The sequence below is a fragment of the Chthoniobacter sp. genome (assembly GCF_040003245.1).
Taxonomy (GTDB): domain Bacteria; phylum Verrucomicrobiota; class Verrucomicrobiia; order Chthoniobacterales; family Chthoniobacteraceae; genus Chthoniobacter.
Genome location: NZ_JBDUCX010000009.1, coordinates 12,280 through 32,006 on the forward strand (window position 1 = coordinate 12,280; position 19,727 = coordinate 32,006).

At 63.3% G+C, this 19,727-nt stretch carries 13 protein-coding genes; 6 read left to right on the forward strand and 7 right to left on the reverse strand.

Features of this window, described 5'->3' with window-relative positions:
- The first annotated feature begins 3 nt into the window (after positions 1-3).
- From ABJF10_RS02265 to ABJF10_RS02280, 4 genes are all read left to right on the forward strand, one after another.
- The gene (locus tag ABJF10_RS02265; protein WP_348542889.1) at positions 4-2,454 is read left to right on the forward strand and encodes a DUF1592 domain-containing protein; all 2,451 of its coding nucleotides are present in this window, start codon (positions 4-6) and stop codon (positions 2,452-2,454) included.
- Positions 2,451-3,746, forward strand: a complete 1,296-nt coding sequence (locus tag ABJF10_RS02270; protein WP_348542890.1) for a DUF1552 domain-containing protein — start codon at positions 2,451-2,453, stop codon at positions 3,744-3,746. Before ABJF10_RS02265 ends, ABJF10_RS02270 begins: the two co-directional genes overlap by 4 nt.
- 575 nt (positions 3,747-4,321) lie before the next feature.
- A complete protein-coding gene (locus tag ABJF10_RS02275; RefSeq protein WP_348542891.1) occupies positions 4,322-5,455 on the forward strand; it encodes an LptF/LptG family permease in 1,134 nt (377 codons plus the stop codon).
- Positions 5,456-5,540: 85 nt separating this feature from the next.
- The gene (locus ABJF10_RS02280) at positions 5,541-6,023 is read left to right on the forward strand and encodes a hypothetical protein (protein WP_348542892.1); all 483 of its coding nucleotides are present in this window, start codon (positions 5,541-5,543) and stop codon (positions 6,021-6,023) included.
- Between the two features lie 45 nt (positions 6,024-6,068).
- On the opposite strand, the gene ABJF10_RS02285 is transcribed toward ABJF10_RS02280, so the two are convergent.
- The 4 genes from ABJF10_RS02285 to ABJF10_RS02300 all read right to left on the reverse strand — a co-directional run bounded on the left by ABJF10_RS02285 (position 6,069) and on the right by ABJF10_RS02300 (position 13,995).
- Positions 6,069-7,166, reverse strand: coding sequence for a PilT/PilU family type 4a pilus ATPase (locus ABJF10_RS02285; protein ID WP_348542893.1), 1,098 nt, complete (start codon positions 7,164-7,166; stop codon positions 6,069-6,071).
- A gap of 11 nt (positions 7,167-7,177) precedes the next feature.
- A complete protein-coding gene (locus ABJF10_RS02290; protein WP_348542894.1) occupies positions 7,178-7,795 on the reverse strand; it encodes a hypothetical protein in 618 nt (205 codons plus the stop codon).
- A gap of 63 nt (positions 7,796-7,858) precedes the next feature.
- Positions 7,859-11,023 carry a UvrD-helicase domain-containing protein gene (locus ABJF10_RS02295; protein ID WP_348542895.1) on the reverse strand — a complete coding sequence of 1,055 codons (3,165 nt, stop codon included), beginning with the start codon at positions 11,021-11,023 and terminating at the stop codon, positions 7,859-7,861.
- Positions 11,020-13,995: a PD-(D/E)XK nuclease family protein gene (locus ABJF10_RS02300; RefSeq protein WP_348542896.1), complete on the reverse strand. Its 2,976-nt coding sequence runs from the start codon at positions 13,993-13,995 to the stop codon at positions 11,020-11,022. The genes ABJF10_RS02295 and ABJF10_RS02300 overlap by 4 nt, the downstream gene beginning before the upstream one ends.
- A 127-nt stretch (positions 13,996-14,122) precedes the next feature.
- Between ABJF10_RS02300 and ABJF10_RS02305 the strand changes: the two genes are divergently transcribed.
- Both ABJF10_RS02305 and ABJF10_RS02310 read left to right on the forward strand, forming a co-directional pair.
- Positions 14,123-14,602: a hypothetical protein gene (locus ABJF10_RS02305; protein ID WP_348542897.1), complete on the forward strand. Its 480-nt coding sequence runs from the start codon at positions 14,123-14,125 to the stop codon at positions 14,600-14,602.
- Positions 14,603-14,696: 94 nt separating this feature from the next.
- Positions 14,697-16,784: a glycoside hydrolase family 57 protein gene (locus tag ABJF10_RS02310; protein WP_348542898.1), complete on the forward strand. Its 2,088-nt coding sequence runs from the start codon at positions 14,697-14,699 to the stop codon at positions 16,782-16,784.
- A 156-nt stretch (positions 16,785-16,940) separates the two neighbouring features.
- Here the strand turns inward: ABJF10_RS02310 and ABJF10_RS02315 are convergent, their stop codons facing one another.
- The 3 genes from ABJF10_RS02315 to ABJF10_RS02325 form a co-directional block, all read right to left on the reverse strand.
- Complete coding sequence (locus tag ABJF10_RS02315) at positions 16,941-17,639, reverse strand: response regulator transcription factor (protein ID WP_348542899.1); 699 nt, start codon at positions 17,637-17,639, stop codon at positions 16,941-16,943.
- Positions 17,636-18,856 (reverse strand): ATP-binding protein, encoded by a 1,221-nt coding sequence (locus tag ABJF10_RS02320; protein ID WP_348542900.1) that lies wholly within the window; start codon positions 18,854-18,856, stop codon positions 17,636-17,638. Before ABJF10_RS02320 ends, ABJF10_RS02315 begins: the two co-directional genes overlap by 4 nt.
- 84 nt (positions 18,857-18,940) lie before the next feature.
- Positions 18,941-19,609, reverse strand: a complete 669-nt coding sequence (locus ABJF10_RS02325) for a prepilin-type N-terminal cleavage/methylation domain-containing protein (protein WP_348542901.1) — start codon at positions 19,607-19,609, stop codon at positions 18,941-18,943.
- Between the last annotated feature and the right edge of the window lie 118 nt (positions 19,610-19,727).

A 19,727-nucleotide genomic window follows, 5' to 3' on the forward strand; every position in this document is an offset into this window, starting at 1 on the left:
CGCGTGCTCCCCAGAGTCTGGTACGTCGGTGCCTTGGGTCTCTTCCTGCTCGCGGCGATCTCGACGCGCGCGGCCAATGTGCGCGGGGAGTTCCTGGAAAGCTACTGTGCCGATTGCCACGATGCGGAGACGAAGAAGGGCGGCCTGAACCTGGACGCGCTGGCCTGGCAGCTCGAACAACCGGCCAATTTCGACGCATGGGCCAAGGTCTACCGGCGCGTCGCCCGCGGCGAGATGCCGCCCAAAAAGAAGACTCAGCCGAAACCGGAGGAGGCGAAGACGTTCATCGCCGGTTTGGGCGGCGACCTGCGCACCTTCGACGCCGCCCGCCAGGCCGCACGTGGCCGCACGGTGCTACGACGGCTGAATCGGGTGGAGTACGAGCAAACAGTGCAGGATCTTTTGGGCATCAAGACGCCGCTGGCCGTCATGCTCCCCGCCGATACGCCGTCGCAGGGCTTCGATACCGTGGCCGAGGGATTGCGCCTCTCCATGTTGCAGATGGAGAAATATCTCGAGGCAGCGGATGCGGCCCTCGATGCCGCGATCAATCTCGCCCCGCAGCTCGTGGCGAAGCAGGCCCGCTGGAATGCGAAGGAAGACAAAGACATTCGCAAGAACCTGGATACGCCTGCGGGTCAGCTTTCCAATCCGAAGGAACCGAAGAGCGGCCACCACGTGCTGCTGCTGGAACTGCCGGACGCGGTGGTCTATTTCGATCGCGGTTATCCCTCGGCCAAAGTGGATACGGGTGCGCATCCCGCCGGGCTCTTCAAGGTGCGCATCAGCGCCTACGGTTATCAGAGCGGCGGCAAGGCCATCCCGATGCGGGTTTATCGCGATAACTACCGGGAGAAGCAGTTGCTCGGCTGGTACGACATGACGCCGGATCAACCCCGCGTGGTCGAGATCACCGCGCAGCTCTCGGCCAACGAGCACCTCCGCATCGAGCCAAGCAACACCGGCGTCGATGAGAAGGGACAGACCGTTTACAACCTCGGGCCGAAGGATTTTAAAGCGCCCGGCCTAGCACTGATGTGGGTGGAAATGGAAGGACCGATCACGGCGGAATGGCCGCCCGCCAGCCTGCACAGAGTCTTCGGCGATACTCCCGTGACGAAGATCGACGGCCAGAAAATCCGCGACAAGAAAGTGGCTTACGAACTGATGCCGGAAGATCCGAAAGCCGCAGCGCGCCAGGCGCTGGAAAGCTTTGCCGACCGGGCTTTTCGCCGGCCACTGGAACCGGGGGAAGCCGATCCTTTCGTCCAGCTCACCACGGACGGACTCGATGCCGGCAGCAAGTTCATCGAAGCCATGCGCGTCGGCCTGCGCGCCATTCTCACCGCGCCGCAGTTCCTGCTCTTCGAGGAGCATCCCGGCAAGCTGGATGACTATGCGCTCGCCTCGCGACTCTCTTATTTCCTGTGGAGCACACTGCCCGATGAGGAACTGCTCGGCCTCGCCGCCAATCACACGCTCGCGCAACCGGCGGTCCTCCACGCGCAAGTCGAGCGGATGCTGAACGATGCCCGGTCCCAGGCGTTCGTGCGCGATTTCACCGGCCAATGGCTCGATCTGCGGAACATCGATGCGACCTCCCCGGACAAGCGGCTCTATCCGGAAGCGGACGAGTTGCTCATCCATTCCATGGTGGAGGAGACGGAGACCTTTTTCGCGGACATCTTGAAGGAGAATCTGCCGGTCACCGATTTCGTCCAATCGGACTTCGCCATGCTCAACAGCCGCCTCGCCCTCCACTACGGCGTGCCGGGGGTGGAGGGGGAGACGATTCGCAAGGTTACGTTGCCGCCGGACAGCGTGCGCGGCGGAATCCTCACGCAGGCCAGCGTGCTCAAGGTGACGGCCAATGGCACCACCACCTCGCCGGTGCGTCGTGGCGCCTGGGTGATGAAGAAGTTGCTCGGCGATCCGCCTCCGCCGCCTCCCGCCGGGGTAGCCGCCATCGAGCCCGACACGCGCGGCGCCACCACCATCCGCGAGCAATTGGCAAAACATCGCACCGCCGAGACCTGTGCGGCCTGCCACAGCCACATTGATCCGCCCGGCTTCGCGCTGGAATGTTTCGACGTCATCGGCGGCTTCCGCGAGCGCTATCGCCAGCAGGACAAGGGAGAGGTCGTCACGCTGCACAACAGCGGCGATCACCGGCTCTACGCGCACCTCGGCCTGCCCGTGCAAACCGATGGCGAACTGGCCGATGGCCGCGCCTTTGCCGGCATCCAGGATTTCAAAAAGCTGCTCCTCACGAACCCGGGCCAGATTGCCGAGGCGCTGGCGGGCAACCTGGTCACCTACGCGACCGGCGCGGGGATTGGATTTGCCGATCGCTTCACGGTGGAGGAGATTGCGGCCAGCACCCAGAAAGAGGGTGGGGGTCTGCGCACCATGATCCATCAGATCGTCCAGAGCCCGCTCTTCCTGAACAAATGATCCCCATCTCGCCCTCCCTCCCGGCCGCGCCGATTTCCCGCCGCGCCTTTCTGCGCGGCACCGGGGTGGCCCTCGCCCTGCCTTTCCTGGATGCCATGTGGCCGCAACGGGCCGGCGCAGCCGAAGCGACGACGGCGCCGAAACGCCTGGTGGCCGTCTGCACCAGCCTCGGCATCTACGGGCCCGCGCTGTATCCGAAGGAAACGGGACGCGACTACGCCTCCACCCCGTACCTCGACCTGATCAAGGAGCACCGCAACGACTTCACCGTTTTCTCCGGTCTCAGCCACCCCGACCAGGCCGGCGCGGACGGGCATTCGTCCGAGATGACCTGGCTCACGGCGGCGCGGCATCCGGGCCTCGGCGGCTTCCGCAACACCATCTCGCTCGATCAATTCGTGGCCGAAAAAATCGGCGTCGAGACACGCTATCCGTCGCTCACGCTCGGCACCAACTATACCAGCCAGAGTCACACTCGCAGCGGCGTGATGATCCCGGCCGAGGTCATGCCGTCGAAGGTTTTCGCCAAGCTCTTCATCCAGGGGCAGCCGTGGGAAGTGCAGCAGCAGATGCGCAAGCTGAAGGAAGGGCGCAGCATCATGGACACGGTGAGCGCGGAGGCGAAACGCTTCAGCGCCCGGGTGGGCGCGGCCGACCGGGACAAGCTCGACGAATACTTCACCTCCGTGCGCGAGATGGAGCAGCGCCTGGCCAAGACCGAGGACTGGGCGCAAAAGCCCAAGCCGAAAATCGACGCCCAGCCGCCGGTGGACATCAAGGAGGAGTCGGACCTCATCGGTCGCATGCAACTGCTTTTCGAACTGGTGCCGCTCGCGCTGCAGACCGACAGCACCCGGCTCATCACCATCCTCGTACAGGGACGCGGCGACGTCCCGCCGATCGCCGGGGTCTCCATGGATCACCACAATCTTTCCCATCACGGCCAGGACCCGGAGAAGATCCGGCAACTGGAATTGATCGAGACGGCGCAGATGGGCGCGCTGGACAAGCTCTTCACCGCGCTGAAACAAAAGACCGAGGGCGGCGTTCCGCTGCTGGATAACACCATGGTGCTCTTCGGCAGCAATCTCGGCAACGCCAACAGCCACGACTGGCACAACCTGCCGATTCTCCTCGCCGGCGGCGGCTTTCGCCATGGCCAGCACCTCGCCTTCGACGCCAAGGACAACACGCCGCTCTGCAATCTCTTCGTCCAGATGCTCCAGAAGATGAAGGTGGAAGCCGATCAGTTCAGCACCAGCACCGCGACGGGCGTGCCGGGCCTAGCCTAGCCATGGCGCACTGCTAAGTTTTCCGCCAGTTCACGATACTATAGCGCGGGTGTGCCAGACGGAAGGCGCCGCGGATCTGCGGAAGGAGCGTGCAGGTATTTCGACAAGCATTATGAGTTCGTCTTATTCCAACGGTGATTCATCCCAAATCCACCAGGTTCGACAGCCCGGCAGTCGCTTCCAATCGTGTCTGGTCGTGCCTAATCGTGCCGGAAATTTTTCTTCACCGCTTCGCAGCCGGATCGAGCCGGATGAAGGCAAATCAAGCCAACTCAAGGTAAATCAAGGCTGCGAAATTTTTTCAACTCCGCCGTTCCACGTGAAAATCCCGATGGATCGATCCCGCATGCCTCCCAGTCGGCTCGCACTCCCACTTACTCTGTAAATCCCACCCGATCCCACTGGATCCCACCGGTAAATTTTCCCTGCTCCTCTCACCCGTCCATTTGCAAACCCACCCGGAGATCCCCTTGCAGCCTCCCGCCGCCGCGCCCAGGCTCCGCGCCCCGCCGCCGCAACGTCCGTCGGGCAAACTGCTTGCCATCGCGGTTGTCGCCACAAAGAATGAATTGTCTGTGAAATTAATTGATCGTTACGTCGGCGGGCAACTGCTGCTTTCCTCCTCTCTCGCCGTGGCTGTGCTCAGTGTGGTCCTCGTGCTGGGCAATATCTTCAAGCAGCTTCTCGAGCTGATGGTGAAGAACGATACGCCCATCGAACTGATCCTCAGCTTTCTCGCCTACATCCTGCCGTTCTCCCTCGCCTTCACCATCCCGTGGGGATTCCTCACCGCGGTGTTGCTGGTCTTTGGCAAAATGTCGGCGGAAAACGAATTGATCGCCTTTCGCGCCAACGGCGTGAGCATCCCGCGCATCTGCTACCCGGTCCTTTTCCTCTCGCTGATTTGCGTAGGGACTTGTTTCTGGATCAACATCGACGTCGCCCCGCGCGCGCAGGCGAAGATGAAGGAAGCCCTCTACAACATCGCCACCAGCAACCCGATGGCGATGTTTGGCGCCGACAAGGTCATCGACGCTTTTCCAAGCAAGAAAATCTACGTCGAGAGCAGCAAAGGACCCGAGCTCTCGAACCTGCTCGTCTACGAGGTCAGCGAGGACAACCAGCTCATCAAGGTGATTTTCGCCCACCGCGGGCTGCTGGAGACGGACCACGAGAAGAAGGAGATCCTGCTGCACATTTTCGACGCCCGTTACGAGGCGCGGGACGACGACGACGTGGACAATATTCTCAAGATCAAGCAGGGCATCACCATGCAGGAGAGCACCCTCCCGATTTCACTGGAGGAACTGCACGACAAGAAAAGGGGTAAGGGCATGGGCGGGATGACCACGGGTGAGTTGCTTGAGCGATTGAATAACGAGGAAAAGCAGGCGCACATGACCGAAAAGGAGCGCAGCGAAGAGGCGTCGGCCACCCGTACCGAGATGAGCAAACGCTACTCCTTTTCCCTCGCTTCATTTGCCTTCGCCTTGATCGGAGTGCCCTTGGCCATCACGGCGCACCGCAAGGAGACATCAATCGGTTTTCTGCTCAGCCTTGGCGTCGCGGTGACCTATTTCTTCTTCATCATCATTGCCAACAGCGTCCGCGAGAATGCCAGTTGGCACCCTGAATTCCTGATGTGGCTGCCGAATATCCTGTGCATTGGTGGAGGGGGCTGGCTGTTTTTCCGCATGAGCCGCCGCTAAGAAAACGCACTGTCACCTGATTATTTCTTTTGAAATATAGCCTCCTTCAGTTTAAGCGATGACCCAGCCAAAGGAGATATTGCCCATGAGGAAAGATGACGCCCATCTCAAGCTGCGCGTAGCGAGCTTGAAGGAACTGGATGCACTGGTTGGAAAGTATTTAACCAAGGAGACCCCCCAGGTCTTCTGGGAGGAAGAGCACGCGTGCCTGCGCTTCGAGTCCATCGAGGAGGCGCTGGAGGCCATGCGGGATCCGTATTTCCAGCTTTTCATTCCCGAGGATGCGCGGGCCAATACGGCCCTCAAGGAAGTGCAGGAGTTTCGGGCCTATTCCTCGGAACTGGCACTCGCTTGGGAAGTGGTCGAGCGCATCAGCCCGCAGGTCGAGCCCATGCACGTCCGCTGTGAAAGCGGCCTGTGGTACGCCTCTTTTGGCGAGCGGGAAGAGTCATGTTCGAAATCCGCCCCGGTGGCGATCTGCCTGGCGGCCCTGCGCGCCCATGGCATGGATGTGGATTTTTCCAGCGAGCGGAAATCGACGCCGGGCGACGACCGGGCAGTGGCGTAGGATCCGGGGAGCGCTCTCTTTCAACTACCTGATTGCTCAACCGCGCTACCCGCGGGCGCTGAGGATGCGGCGGCTTTCGCTGAGGATGACGCCTTGGAAGCGCATCTTCAGGGCTTCCGGAGTGGGGGAATTCGCCAGTGCTTCTTCCTGCGAGATGGTGCCGCTCTTGACCAGGTCGTAGAGGGCCTGGTCGAAGGTCTGCATGCCGTCGCCCGTGCCGAGCTCGATGGCCGCGGACAGCTTCTCGAGATTGCCACCATGGATCAATTTCGAGACCGAGGCGGTGTTGAGCATCACTTCCACCGCCGGGATGATCGCGCCGGCCGGAGTGCCCACGAGCCGCTGGCAAATGACGGCGTGCAGCGTCGTCGCCAATTGCTGGCGGGTCGTCTCGCGATCGGAGCCGGGAAAGAATTCGAGGATGCGTTGCACCGATTTGGCGGCATCCACGGTATGCAGCGTGGCGATGACCAGATGGCCGATGTTGGCCGCGCTGATGGCCGCCATCACGCTGGCACTGTCGCGCATTTCGCCGATGACAATCACATCGGGATCCTGGCGGAGGACGTTTTTGAGGCCGGAAGAAAAGCTGGTCGTATCAATGCCCACTTCGCGCTGCTCGATCACCGATTGTTTGTCGTCGAAAAGGTACTCGATGGGATCCTCGAGTGTGATGATGTGCTTTTTCGCGGTGATATTGATGTGCTCGACCATCGCGGCGAGTGTGGTCGATTTGCCGGAACCGGTCGCCCCGGTGACCAGCACGATGCCGCGGTGGGCCTCGGCGATATGGGCGAAGACGGGCGGAAGATGCAGTTCCTGGAACAATCGCACCTGCGCTTTAACGGCCCGCAGGGCCATGACATAGGTGCTGCGCTGCTGAAACACATTCACCCGGAACCGTCCGGCACCGGCCAGCATGTAGGCGAAATCGATTTCGTGGTCGTGTTCCAATTGCGGGCGCAGATGCTCCGGCACGATCTTCGCCAGGATCGTGTTGAACCACTCGGTGGTGGGCAGGGGCGCTTCCACGGGCACGAGTTCACCGCTCACACGGAAGACGACCGGACTGTTTACCTTGAGATGGATGTCTGAGGCGCCGGCGGCGACGGCTCCTTGCAGGATGCGGGAAAAGACTTCCATAGAATGGGGGGCTAGCGGGTGGCGGCGAGCAATTCGTCCAGACGGTCGAAACAGATTTGCGACCAGCTTTCCATCGTGTCGCGGCGGGCGGTCAACTGGGCGCGGTCAAGGAACTGCAGTTCGGTGATCATCGCTTCGCCCTTCTGCACGTCGGGCGTTTCGAGCTGGAAGACATGGACCACGCCGAGATGCACCTTGCCCACTTCGTTCGAGTCGTCGTTGAGCAACGCGACCGCGTGGTTGCTATAGCGCGCCCCGAGCTTCAGTTCCTCGCCTACCTCGCGTTGCACCGCCGCATCATAAGCCGCGCGATCGAGAGCGAAGAGTCCTTCGTCATGATCATTCATATGTCCGCCGATGCCGATGCTGCCCTTGGCGACGAGCCGTTGCTCGCCGGCCTTTTTGCCGCGCACATAGTGGAGGACACGGCCTTCATGCACGAGGAGCACGTAAGGGATGATCTGCTTGAGCTCCGGATTCGTCTCCGCCGGGGGGCGCGGAGTGAAGAAGTTGTTCTCGCGGGCGAGCAGTGCGGGGAGGTAACGGTCGATTTCAAAATTCAGGCCTTGGAAGGCGCCGAGCTCATCGAAGAGCGCACGGCGCACCACCAGGATCATTTCATCAGTCATGCCGCGAATGGAACGCGAGGACGCGGCGTTTGGCAATGCCTGTCCATCGATGGCGCGGAGGCCTCAATCTCCCCGGTCATCTTCGAGCGCCTGAGAGAGGGCGGTGGAGCTTTGGCGCAGGGTTTCCCAAGTTGCGGCGAGTTCGGCTTCCTCATAGGGCAGCCATTGGCCGGTCTGGGTGGAGTAGAGACCTGCGGCAATGGGCGCGTGCAGCATTTCCGAGGCGGCTTTCCAATAGGCGCTGAGCTGCGGCAGGTAGTGGACGCGCAACGCAGCGACGCCGGCGGAGGGGACACGATTGGTCTTCCAATCGAGAATGGTCCAGCGGTTCGCGGCGCGATCGTAGGTGGCGAGGTCGATGATGCCGTCGAGGCATTCGCGCTCACTCATCGCCCAGAGGAACGGCATCTCGGCGTGAGCGAGGATACCGGGCGCGGTCAGGAAGCGGGTGAGGTCGGAGCCCTTGGCGAGTTGCGTGCGCAACAGCTTCCATTCGCGTTGCGAGCGCTCGGGGTCGGGGGAGTCGGCGACGTGAACATCAAAGATCACATCCCAATCGGCGGAGGAAGCGGACCAGTCGAGTCCCTCGACGAAACCGTGCCACCAGGTGCCGTAACGCTGGCCGGCATTGGGCGCCCCGGAGGCGCGCCGCGCGAGTTCGGCAAACGCTGCCGAATCGGCCTCCGTCAGGGCTGCTTCGGCGAGGGCGCTGGGATTGCGCTTCAGGAAAAGGGCCGCGCGTTCGCGAGCGCGCGGCAAGGTCTTGCTCGCGAGTTTTTCCAGCGGAACGATCGCTTCCTGCGAACGCCGGGCCGCCTTCTCCGCATGGCTTTGCGCCGTCGTCGCACACGCGGTCAGAGCGGCGGGCAGACCTTCGAAAGCGGCGGCATTGCTATCCCCGCTGGCGCACCGGAGGAGCCGCGCTTGCGCCTTGGACTGCAAGCCTTTCTGCCCGGCGAAGAGCGTGCGGTCGTCGACGATCACGAGGGTGTGTTTGGCCCGTGTAAGGGCCACATAGAGCAGGCGTTCAAGTTCCTGCTGGTCCTGCAGATCGAGGACGGTCTTGAGATCGGTGTCGATATCGCTGCCGTCGAGCGCGGCGATCATGGCCGCCGTGCGCGGGTCACGCAGGAGACGCGGGTAGGGCGGACGCCGGACGGTGATGCCGCGCGCGAAATAGGGGACGATTACCGCGTCCCATTCCGAGCCCTTCGATTTGTGCCCGGAAATGATCTGCACCGCATCGGGTCGGGCGCCACGGACATCGCGTGGCGAGTGAAACCCGGTCTGCAACTCCGCCGCGAAGCTCTCCAGCGTGGCTTTCGAGGACTCGGCGACCGCGGCTTGGGTGAGCAATTCGTCCAGCTCGTGATCGAGGCCCTCGAATCGATCTGCGGGAAGCGATCGCAGGCGCTCGCGCAATTGCGTGGCACGGACCATTTCCTCCAGCGCGGAGAAAAGCGGCAGCGACCGGATCTGCTCGCGCAGTGTGGCCAGCAGATTGATCTTTTCCGCGACCGGCCCGCCGCGACCAGTCGGAGCGCTGAGATGAAAACGATCGCCGAATCCCTCGGAAAACATCGCCAGGTCATGATCGGAAAGCCCGAAGACCTCGCGCAGCACACCGACGATTTCATAGGCGTTGCGCGGCTCGGTGAGGACGGCGGCAAGTGCCGTGAACCACGCGTAGGCCGGGCTGTCGCCCTTGATCGCGCGCTCGGATTGCACCTGCGCCTCCAGTCCCACGGCCCGCAACGCGTTGCGAATCGGCGCCAGCCAGCGGGTGCGCGGGCAGAGCACGGCGACCTCGCGCCACGACGAGGCGCGCAACTTCTCGAGCCCGGCGTCGCGCAGCCAGCGGGCGAGCTTGTCCGCTTCCCAATACATCTTCTGCCAGTTTTTCCGGTCGGCGATGTCTTCGGCCTTGGGAGCTGGATCGAAGCGCACGATCTGCCCCGGAAACACCGTGGGTCGGGGGTGAAGATGCACAAATCCCACCTGGCGTTCCTCCCCGTGGAGGACGAGAGGAAAGACGGCATTGGCGAAGGCGACGGCCGCCTCATCGAGGCGGAAGGTGACGGAGAAGGTGAGTTCTTCGCCCGCGCCCGTGCGCAGGAGAGCGTCGTGGATGCGCCGATAATGCGCGAGGTCGGCACGCGCGCCGTAGATTGACTGTTGGAAATCGCCAACCATGCAGAAGTGGCCGGGGTTGGGCGGGGCCGACTCTACCTGCGGCCACGAGCCGGTGGCCTCGGGCGGGCGGGCGATTTCGAGCAGCACATTGAACTGCGTGGGATCGGTATCCTGCGCCTCGTCGAGGATCACTCGGTATTGCTTGGCGCGAATGCGGCGGGCCGCCTCCGGATGCCGGAGCAGTTCCGCGGCGAGCGCGACCTGGTCGCCGAAGGTCATGACACCGCGGCTGAGTCGGAAGGCGCGATATGCTTGCGAAATTTCCGCGGCGACGCACAGGGCGGCGCGTTGCCGCCATTGAGTGATTGGGGCCAGCGCGGCTTCCCAAGTCGGGCGCAGCGGTTTGCATTCGCAGTCGGGAAACGAACCCACGAAACCGTCTCCCTGCCACGCGGTTTCCCAGCGGGTGAGTGCTTCCCGGGCGCGGGCGGCCGTGCCGAGAGAGCCCTTGTGATTGGGCACGAATTGATAAACCCCGCTGAAATCGAAGGCGGGGAATGGCCCGGGCGATGGGACGGTTTCGGGCACATGCCCCCAGCGCCCCAGGTCCAGCACCTTGGGCGCGGGAGTGAGCCGCAGCAGGGCCTGCCGTTGCGCGGCGTCGAGTTGCACACCGATGGCCGTGGAGCTTTGCACAAACTCCGTCCACAGCGCCGCGTCGTTGTTCTCGTCGAGGTGCTCGAGCTGCGCGGGCAGGCCGAGGTAGTGGCCGTGCTGGCGCAGGAGCTTGAGGCACAAGCTGTGAATGGTGCCGAAGAAGGCGCGGTTGAAAGCATTGAGCACCTCCAGCTTCACGCCGGATTCGAGAATGCTCTGCCGGGCGCGTTGCTGCATCTCCGCGGCGGCGCGATTGGTGTACGTGACCACGACGAGCGACGGGAGCCAGTCGACCGCGCGCTCGTGTTGGGTGAGCGTGACAATGCGGTCGGTGATCGCCCGGGTCTTGCCGCTGCCGGCGGAGGCGACGACGGAGAAATTGCGCTCCAGTTCGCCGATGAAGCGCTCGCGGGCCGATTGATCGTGCGGCGCGCTCATGAATCGTCCTCTGCGGCAAATAAGTCGGGATGGGAGAGCGCCCACTTCTCCGCCAGGATTTCTTCGTCGATGGCGAGCGTGGCCAGCGGGTAGTCCTGCCCATAGCCGAATTCATCGCGCAACGCGCCGATCATTCCGAAGACGCCGGTCTCCTGGATTCGCCAGAGGCCACGCCAGAGCGTGGCGAGGCTGTCGACTTCGGCGAGATGGAGTTGGGGCGCATCGAGCACGGCGTCGGGAGCCAGAAGGCTCAAGCCGACCTGCTGCGCTCCGGCGGCACGCAGAGCGAGGGCATAGAGCGCGAGCTGGAGGCCATTGCCGAGGGCGAGATCGGTGAGTTTCAGCGCCTTGCGCTTGCCGGTCTTGTAATCCACCAGCCAGACATCGCCGAGCGAGTCGGTGGTGCTGAGGAGCAGATCGATACGACCGCGCACATAGAGCTCCCCGGTTTCGAGCGGGAGCGGCGTGTTGTCGATCGACCATTCCGTGGCGGCGTGCGTGCGGCCTTGAACCGTGGAGATATGAGCGGCGAGCTGGGTCGCGATGCTGTCGGCCTGTTGCCAGGTGGATTGCCACCAGTCGGGCACGGGGCGGTGTTGCGCGGATAGCGCAGCGGTCACGCGGTCGCGAAAAGTCTCCGCGGCGGCGCGCACACGATCCCGCAATTCCGTGGGCGCGGGGAGGGGAGTGAGCGTGCGCGGCTCGGCTCCGCCGGTCAGGACGCTCAACCAGCGATGCACCCAACTGCCTTGGGCCAGCGCCCATGGCGTCTCCTCCTCGTTGTTGCTGGCCTTCACACCAAGGACGGAGGCGAGAAAGCGTTGGGCGGGAGCAGCGAGGGCATTTTCCCATTCCGTGGCCGCGAGGCGGAGAGGGCTCGCAGGAGCGCCGCGCAGGGCGAACTCATATTCGCCGAAAGGCCGGCCGGCCGCGCGCCGGGCGTCGAAGGCGACGCGGGTCTGCCGGGCGGAATCGGGATCGGGTACCGTTGCTTTCCACAGCGAGGTGGTGCCCAGCCAGCGCGCCGTCTCGGCTTGCAGCGACGCCAGGGTTGCCTGCGACAGCGCCCGGCCGCGCGCGCAGAAGTGCAGTCGCGTGAAGAATTCGCTCGGGTTGAGCGGACGTTCCGGCGCGGCTTCGTCGTGCAATTGCATGGTGGCGGTGACGCCCGCCCTTACCGACTCCAGCGTGTTGAGAAACTGTCGTTCGAAGATTGCGCGCTTTTGTACTGGGCCGAGGCACAGCGTGCGACCGGGGTGGACCGCCACATGGCCCTCACCCTGGCTGCCCTGGACGGAGGCGCGGGTATTGAGGGTGCGGACCTGTTGATTGAGCGTGGCGATTTCTTCTTCGCCGAGAAAGCCGGCTTCATCCAGCGGCGGCGGCCACTGGCCTTCATTGAGCCCGGCGACGATGAGATGGGTCCACGCTTGGGAATCCGCCTGGGCGTACGGGAGCAGATGCAGGCGGCTGTAGGGATGGCTGCCTGCTTCCGCGCGACGGGTCTGCCACGAGACGAGCGTCTCCTGGAGCCAGCGCAGCCACGTGCGGCGCGAGACGCGCAGGTCGAGGCTGTCGCGCCAATCGGCGGCAAAGCCTGACAGGGAGTCGGCGCGCTCGATCCAACCGCATTCGCGAAAGATCCGGTCGGTGTCCTCGATGAATTCGCCGAGCGTGGCGCGCTCAGGCAACAGCGGCAGGGTGTGCAGCGCGGCGGCCAAATTGCGCGACCGTTCGCGCGCCTGGCGGCTGAGATATTCCGCCAGCACCCCGAGGTCGTCGATCAGCAGTTCCTGGAAGGCGCGTGGTAATTCGTAGGCGGCTTCGTCGTAAGAAAGGCCGGCGAGCGGCGCATCCCCCCGCGCGCGGAGAAAGCGCAGCAGCACCGGCACGCGCGGATTTTCCTGGAGGGCCTGCCACGCTTCCCAATCCGCGTCCTTTTCCAGCGGGCCGGGTGTTTGATATGCGAGCCCGTCATCGTGCGCGACCGCGGCTGCAGCGAGCAAGGTGGCAACCCGGCGCGACAATGCCCCGGGAGCGGGGAAGAGAATGCCCAGGCGTTCGCACGCGGGATCGGCGAGATATTGCAGGGCTCGCGCGGCAATGGCGCTGGCCTGCGCGGCGGTATCGAGTCCCACGAGGAATTCGATTTCCTGGACCGGTGTGGATTCACGCTGGAGGCGGGCGGCGGCGGAGTCCGGCAGCAGCAGCGCTTCGGTGAGCAGGGAGGCTGGCGATTCCGCGGCGATCGGTTGCGCGGCGCCGAATGTTTCCTCCCACGTGCCAATCCACGCGGAGTCGAGGTCCCCCGCTTCATGGCGCGGCTCGATGAGGCAGACCGTGGAGCTTTCTGCGAGTCGGACTGCGGCCTCGAGCAACGGCCACAGCGACCAGTGAGAGGCGTGAAAGCCGATGACGAACAGGTCTCGGTAGAGCGGGGTGGCCCGGCGCGCGGCGGTGAGCGCGGCACGGTCCGCATCGTGGACCAACTGAAATCCCGCGTCGGCGAGCAAGCGGCGGAATTCCGCGACGATGGGCTGCAACTGGCGCGGGCCGGCCATCGCGAAATCCCAGCCCGCCTGGCCGATCATATCGATGGTCTTGAGCAACTGATCCGGCGCCGCCGCCACGGACGCGGTGGCCTCGGTGTTGTTGGCCGCCGCGACCCGTTCCGCCGCCGTGGCGAGGAGCAGGCGCAAGTGTTCCCGCAACGGAATTTGCCGGGCCGTCGGTAAATGTTGGGCGAGGTGATTACGGACGTCGCTGGGTGTGAGAAACCGCAAGTTCCAAAGCCCTGTGTGACTGGAGAGGGCGAGCGACTTGAGGTAATAGGCGTCGGCGCGATGCGGGACGAGGACGGCGGTCAGGCGCCGGGAAGTGGCTGCCTGCGCGGCGACTCGTTTAAGCCATGGCGCAAAGATCACCTCGTGGGCCGTGGAGGCGAGCGCGGAGGTGTGGAGCGAGACCTGCATGAAGGGCACGAAGCTTACGGATGAGTGGCCGTCGTGGGGAAGTGTGGACGCGCGACGAAGGGCCAAATTTACGACCTTGACTGTTGCGTGATTTTGCGGTTCATGAATCGCAGGATTCTCCCTTGTCATGAACAAATGGCTCTTTCTGCTTCTTCTTATTGGGCTGGGTGGCGCCGGCTGGGTCAATCGCGACAAAATCTCGGCGTACATCGGGCATAAGGATGCACCGGCCGAGGACGCGCCAGCGCCCATGGCGACGCCCCATCCCGCAATCGACTCCATTACGAGAGCCAAGAAGATGTTTCCGGCACTCGCCATCGCGAACTCTCCGTTTAACAAGCGATTCCTTGAGCTCTACAACGATAAAAAAGCCGCGGATCCCAATTCTCTGACCGATGCCGACTGGCCCATGAAACTCGCGCAGCAGGCGGCCACGGAACTCAATACGGCGGCTCCCTCGTATCAGCCGCCGACGTCAATCTCGAGCAGCCCTCTGAATGCCAGGCCGATGGGAAGTGCGCCCGGCTCCACGGTTCCACCCACGGTGATGCTGCCAGGACTCCAGGGCAGCGCTCTTGATCAGCGGCCGCCCAGCAAGCACCATTGAAATAGCCGGCTCGGGCAGGGACAGCCGCCCGCGCACGAATCTGCCGCACTCGGGGATTGCGCGTGCGGCGCTTTCATCCTAGGCACACTTGGTCATGGCCAACGTCGTTTTCCTCTGGCACATGCACCAGCCGTACTATGTCGACCCCGCCGCGCGGGTCGCGACGATGCCGTGGGTGCGCCTGCATGCCGTAAAGGGCTATCTCGACATGATTTCGGTGATCGAGGACTTCCCGCACGTGCGGGCGAATTTCAATCTTACGCCCGTGCTGCTGCTCCAGATCAGGGAATTGACCGAGGGCAGGATCCGCGACCTGTGGCTGGACTGGGCGCGGATGCCGGCGGTCGCTCTCGACGACGAGACGAAATTCGCGTTGCTGGAGAACTTCTTCAAGATCCACTGGGACAACCTCGTGAAGCCGTTCCCCCGTTACTGGGAGTTGCTCAACAAGCGCGGCCTTACTTTTTACCGCGACGACGTGCGGCGCGGATTGCGCTATTTCTCGACACAGGAATTCCTCGATCTACAGACGTGGTTCAACCTCGCCTGGTGCGGCTACACCGCGGAGCAGTTGTATCCCGAGCTCACCGTGCTCAAACGCAAGGGCCGGAATTTCACCGAGGAGGAAAAGCAGCGCGTCCTCGACATTCACCTGGAGATCCTCGGCTCACTGATCGGCAAGTACCGGGCGGCGGAGGAGCGCGGGCAGGTAGAGCTGACGACGACGCCCTTCTTTCATCCGATCCTGCCGTTGATCTATGATTCGTCCTTCGCCGAGCGCAGCCTGCCGGGGAGAAAGTTCCCGCAGCGTTTTAGCTGGCCCGAGGACGCGGCTGCGCAACTCACGCTCGCGGTCGAGCAGCACGCGGGGTTGTTCGGCAAAGCGCCGCGCGGACTGTGGCCCAGCGAAGGCTCGATTGCGCCGGAACTCATCCCGCTCATGCAGCGCAGCGGCCTCGAGTATTTTTGCAGCGACGAGGAGAACCTTTTCAACTCGCTCAAGCGTGATCCCGCTTATCAAGGGCGGGCCATCGATCATCTCGAGCTCTTCCAAGGCTGGCGCGTGGCGCACGACGGCGCGGCGGTCAATGCGGTCTTTCGTGAAAAGCCGCTGTCGGACTTTATCGGCTTCATGGCGGCCAAGAATGATCCGCAAGCCGCGGCGACCCATCTGCTGTTTCATTTGCGCCATATCGCCGAACTGGTGCCGAAGGACACGGGCGTCATCCCGCTGATTCTCGACGGCGAAAATGCCTGGGAGACCTTCGCCGATGGCGGCGAGGGGTTTCTGCGCGCCGTTTACGCTGGCATCGAAAACGACAGCGGCCGGCTGCATAGCTGCACCATCGAGGATTACCTGCGGCATCATCCGCCGCGCAAGCAACTCACGACGCTGCACACCGGTTCGTGGATCGGCAGTAACTTCGACATTTGGATCGGCGAGGAGGAGGAAAACCGGGCGTGGAATCTACTGGGCGAAGCGCGCACCTTTCTCCAGCAGAAGATCGACGCCGGTACGCTCACGCCCGCGCAGCACGCCACCGCCCTGCGCGAGATCTACGCTGCCGAGGGGAGCGATTGGTTTTGGTGGTATGGCCCCGATTTCTCCACGGACAACGACGCGCTCTTCGATTCGCTGTTCCGTCAGCACCTGCGCAACGTCTACACACTCTGCGGAGCCGTGGCGCCCGCGGCGCTCGATGTGCCCATCTCCGCGCGGCGCACCGTGCCACTCTATTCCGTGCCGGAACGCCTGATCTCGCCCTCGCTCGATGGGGGTGAATCCTTTTTCGACTGGCTCGGCGCGGGAAGCTATTCGCCGGGTAGCGAGCAGGGCGCGATGTATCGCGCGGAGCGGCTCGTCAGTCGCATCCAGTTTGGCAACAACGAGGACACGATCTTCATCCGCGTCGACCTGCGCAAACGGGCCGTCGCGGAGTTGATCGTGCAGTTTCATCAGCCGGTGGAGCACCAGGTGAGTATCCCGCTGGCGGAGGCCAAAGGCACCGTTGTCCAGACGGGCATTCCCCTCGCGGAACTCGGCCTGAACGGCGACCCGTCGGTGGCGTTCCAGATCAAGGTGATCCAGCACGGCATCGAACTCGAATGCTATCCCGAGTCCGCGCCCATCCAGTTCCCGTTGCTTGGCCAGGACTTCGCGCTGCGGAACTGGATCGTGTGATTTTCATCGGGGTCTTCCCACCGGTTGTCATTCTGAGCGGAGTGTAACGGAGTCGAAGAACCCCGTCGCTTTACCAAAGATGATCACTGGTTGTTCGACGGGGTCCTTCGACTTCGCTCAGGATGACAACTTGTGAGGACACCGTCTCACATTTCGTTACGCGACTGCTGGCAGCTCAAACTTATAACCAAACTCCCGCACGGTCTTGAGGATGCGCGGCTCCGCGGGATCGAACTCGATCTTATTGCGCAGCGCGTTGACGAAGCGGTCGATGCTGCGCGGCGTGACGCGGCAATCGTAACCCCACACGCTGCTCATGATGCGGTCACGGCTCAGCGCGCGGCCCGCATTCGTAGCAAGGAACACCAGCAACTCAAATTCCTTGGGCGAGAGCGGCACGTCCTGTCCGGCGCGCACGAGGAGGCGCGCGGCGGTGTCGAGGCGGCAGTCGCCGAAGGTGATGACGCTGCCCTGCTGATGGCGATGGCGGCGCAGGAAAGCCTCCACCCGGGCGAGCAGTTCCTTGATGCTGAACGGCTTCGTCACGTAATCGTCGGCACCCAGCTTGAGGCCGAGCACGACATCCGATTCCTGCCCCTTCGCGGTAAGCATGATGATCGGCATATCGAGCTTTTCCTCGCGCAGGAAGCGGCAGACTTCGTAGCCGTTCACCTTGGGCAGCATGAGGTCGAGGATGATGAGCGCAGGCTGCAAGGCGAGCGCGAGCTTGAGCCCGGCGTCGCCATCGCTGGCGGTCTGCACGTGGTAACCCTCGAATTCGAAGTTGTCCTTGAGCCCGCGCAACATCACGGGATCGTCCTCGATGATCAGGATGGTTTCCTGGTGGGTGCTCATGCGGGGGCGAGGGGAATGTGAATGGAGAAGGCGGCGCCTTCGCCCGGTTCGCTGGCGATCTCGATCCGCCCGCGATGCGCGGTGATGATCGCCCGCACGATGCTCAAGCCGAGGCCGCAGCCGGAGCGGGACCGGGAGAGCTTTTGGTCCGCCTGGTAAAAGGGCTCGAAGACCTGCGTGCGCTGTTCGGCGGTGAGGCCCAGGCCATTGTCTTCCACGACGAAGACAAGCGCCCGGTCGTCGCGGCGGGCGCGCAGGGTGATGCGCTTTTCGTCGCCGCTGTACTTGAGCGCGTTTTCAAGGAGGTTGATGAGAACGATGACGAGGCTGTCGCGATCGGCCAGCATCTCCGGCAACGGTTTGGCGAGGTCGAGGGTGAAGGTGCAACCCGGCGCCGCCAGCTTCGTCTGCATGGCGTTGATCGCGGGATCGACGACGGACTCAACGTCTACCGAGGCGAACGCGAACTGATACTGCCCGCGGGCCAGCCGCGAATGGGTGAGGAAATGTTCAGTCAGCCGGCTCAGGCGCAGGTTTTCGGAGTGGAGAAGATCGAGATATTCGCGGAGTTGCTCCGGGTTGCGATAGCGGCCTTCGCGGAGCGTATCGACGAGCACGCGCATCGTGGCGAGCGGCGTGCGCAACTCATGCGCCACGGTGGCGACCGAGGTATTCTTGAGTTCGTGCAGGCGTAATTGTTGGTTCACGGTGAGCCCCGCGGCGATGGCGATGGCGCAGATGGCCACCGCGGCGATCAGCGCGGTCCAGGCGTAGATCTTGAACTGGTCGCGCACCTCGTCTTGCAGCGCGGACTCGTTCACCAGCCAGGCGCGGGCCGACCAGGTTTGATCGAGATGCTTGATGGAACTTTGCGCCACGAGCTTGCCGGCAGGATGCGCGGGGCCGGCCACGAGTTCGCCGCCGAAGTCGTGGATGGAGACATCGACCGTCGGATCGAAGACCTCGCGGCAGAGGCGTCGCAGATCCTCGGGCTGCACCGGGCCGGTCTGCGCCACGAGATGCTTCTCCACCGACAACGTCGCACTGCTCAGGGCGCGCTGGGCATTGCTGGAGAGCCGCTCGCGCGCGGCGTCGCGTTCCCCCTCCAGCGCATCGGTCATGAACCGCAGCATGAGGACCAGCGGGATGAAGGGCACGAGCACGAGCAACAGCAGGAGCGCACGGAGCTGCTTGGGGCTGATCTCGTGAATGGTCATGGGGGACAATGTTCTTTTGCTGCAAAATCGATGCCGCGCGAAGCCCGAAGATCATCCATCTCCGGGCTTCGCGGCTACCGCGGCTCAACGCGCCGGCTCGAGGAGCTTTGGGGTTTCCCCCATGTATTCATTCACGGCGAGCGCGTTCTTCGTCTTGTCATCGGGGCGGGGGATGAAGCGCTGGTTGCCGGTGCCCGCCAGCGGAGCGATGTGGGCGCTGCCGTCCGTGTTGACGACCACCGCCTTCGTGCCACCCCAGGTGCCGCCGTACTCGCCTTCCTGGGTGGTGTAGTGGCTTGTCCCGTCCGTGTGGTCGACGACGAGCGGCCAGCTCGATTTCGAGGTCATGGTCAAACCGGAGATGAAGGCCCAATGATTCTCGCCGGGCTGAAGGATGTGCGCGGCGTCCTCGGTTTGATCGTCCGCGGAAGGCCCGGCCTTCGAGACACCCACGGCAAAGACCTTTTCATTGTCGAGGTAGGTGGGAATGAGACTGCGGAAAGCGTCGTTGGAGGTCACGATGTCCTCGTCGTAGCTGTTCTTTTTCACCGGGTAGGCGCCATCGTAGTCATTGGAATACATGCGCAGGGCGAGGCCGATCTGCCGGGCGTTTTCCATCGCGGCGGTCATTTTGCCATTCATCATGGCGGTCTTGTAGATGGGGATGGCGATGCCGGCCAGGATGCCGATGATCGCGATGACGACGAGCATTTCGATGAGCGTGAAGGCCTTGCGAATTCTGTGCTGGTTCATGATGGGGAGCTTTCTGTTTTTGATTTGGTGGCCGCCGCGACATGCGTGGGCCGATGGGCAAAGCATCGCCGCCCGATGTTATGGAATTGTTACCGTCGCATTCGCCTTCGGTTCTTTT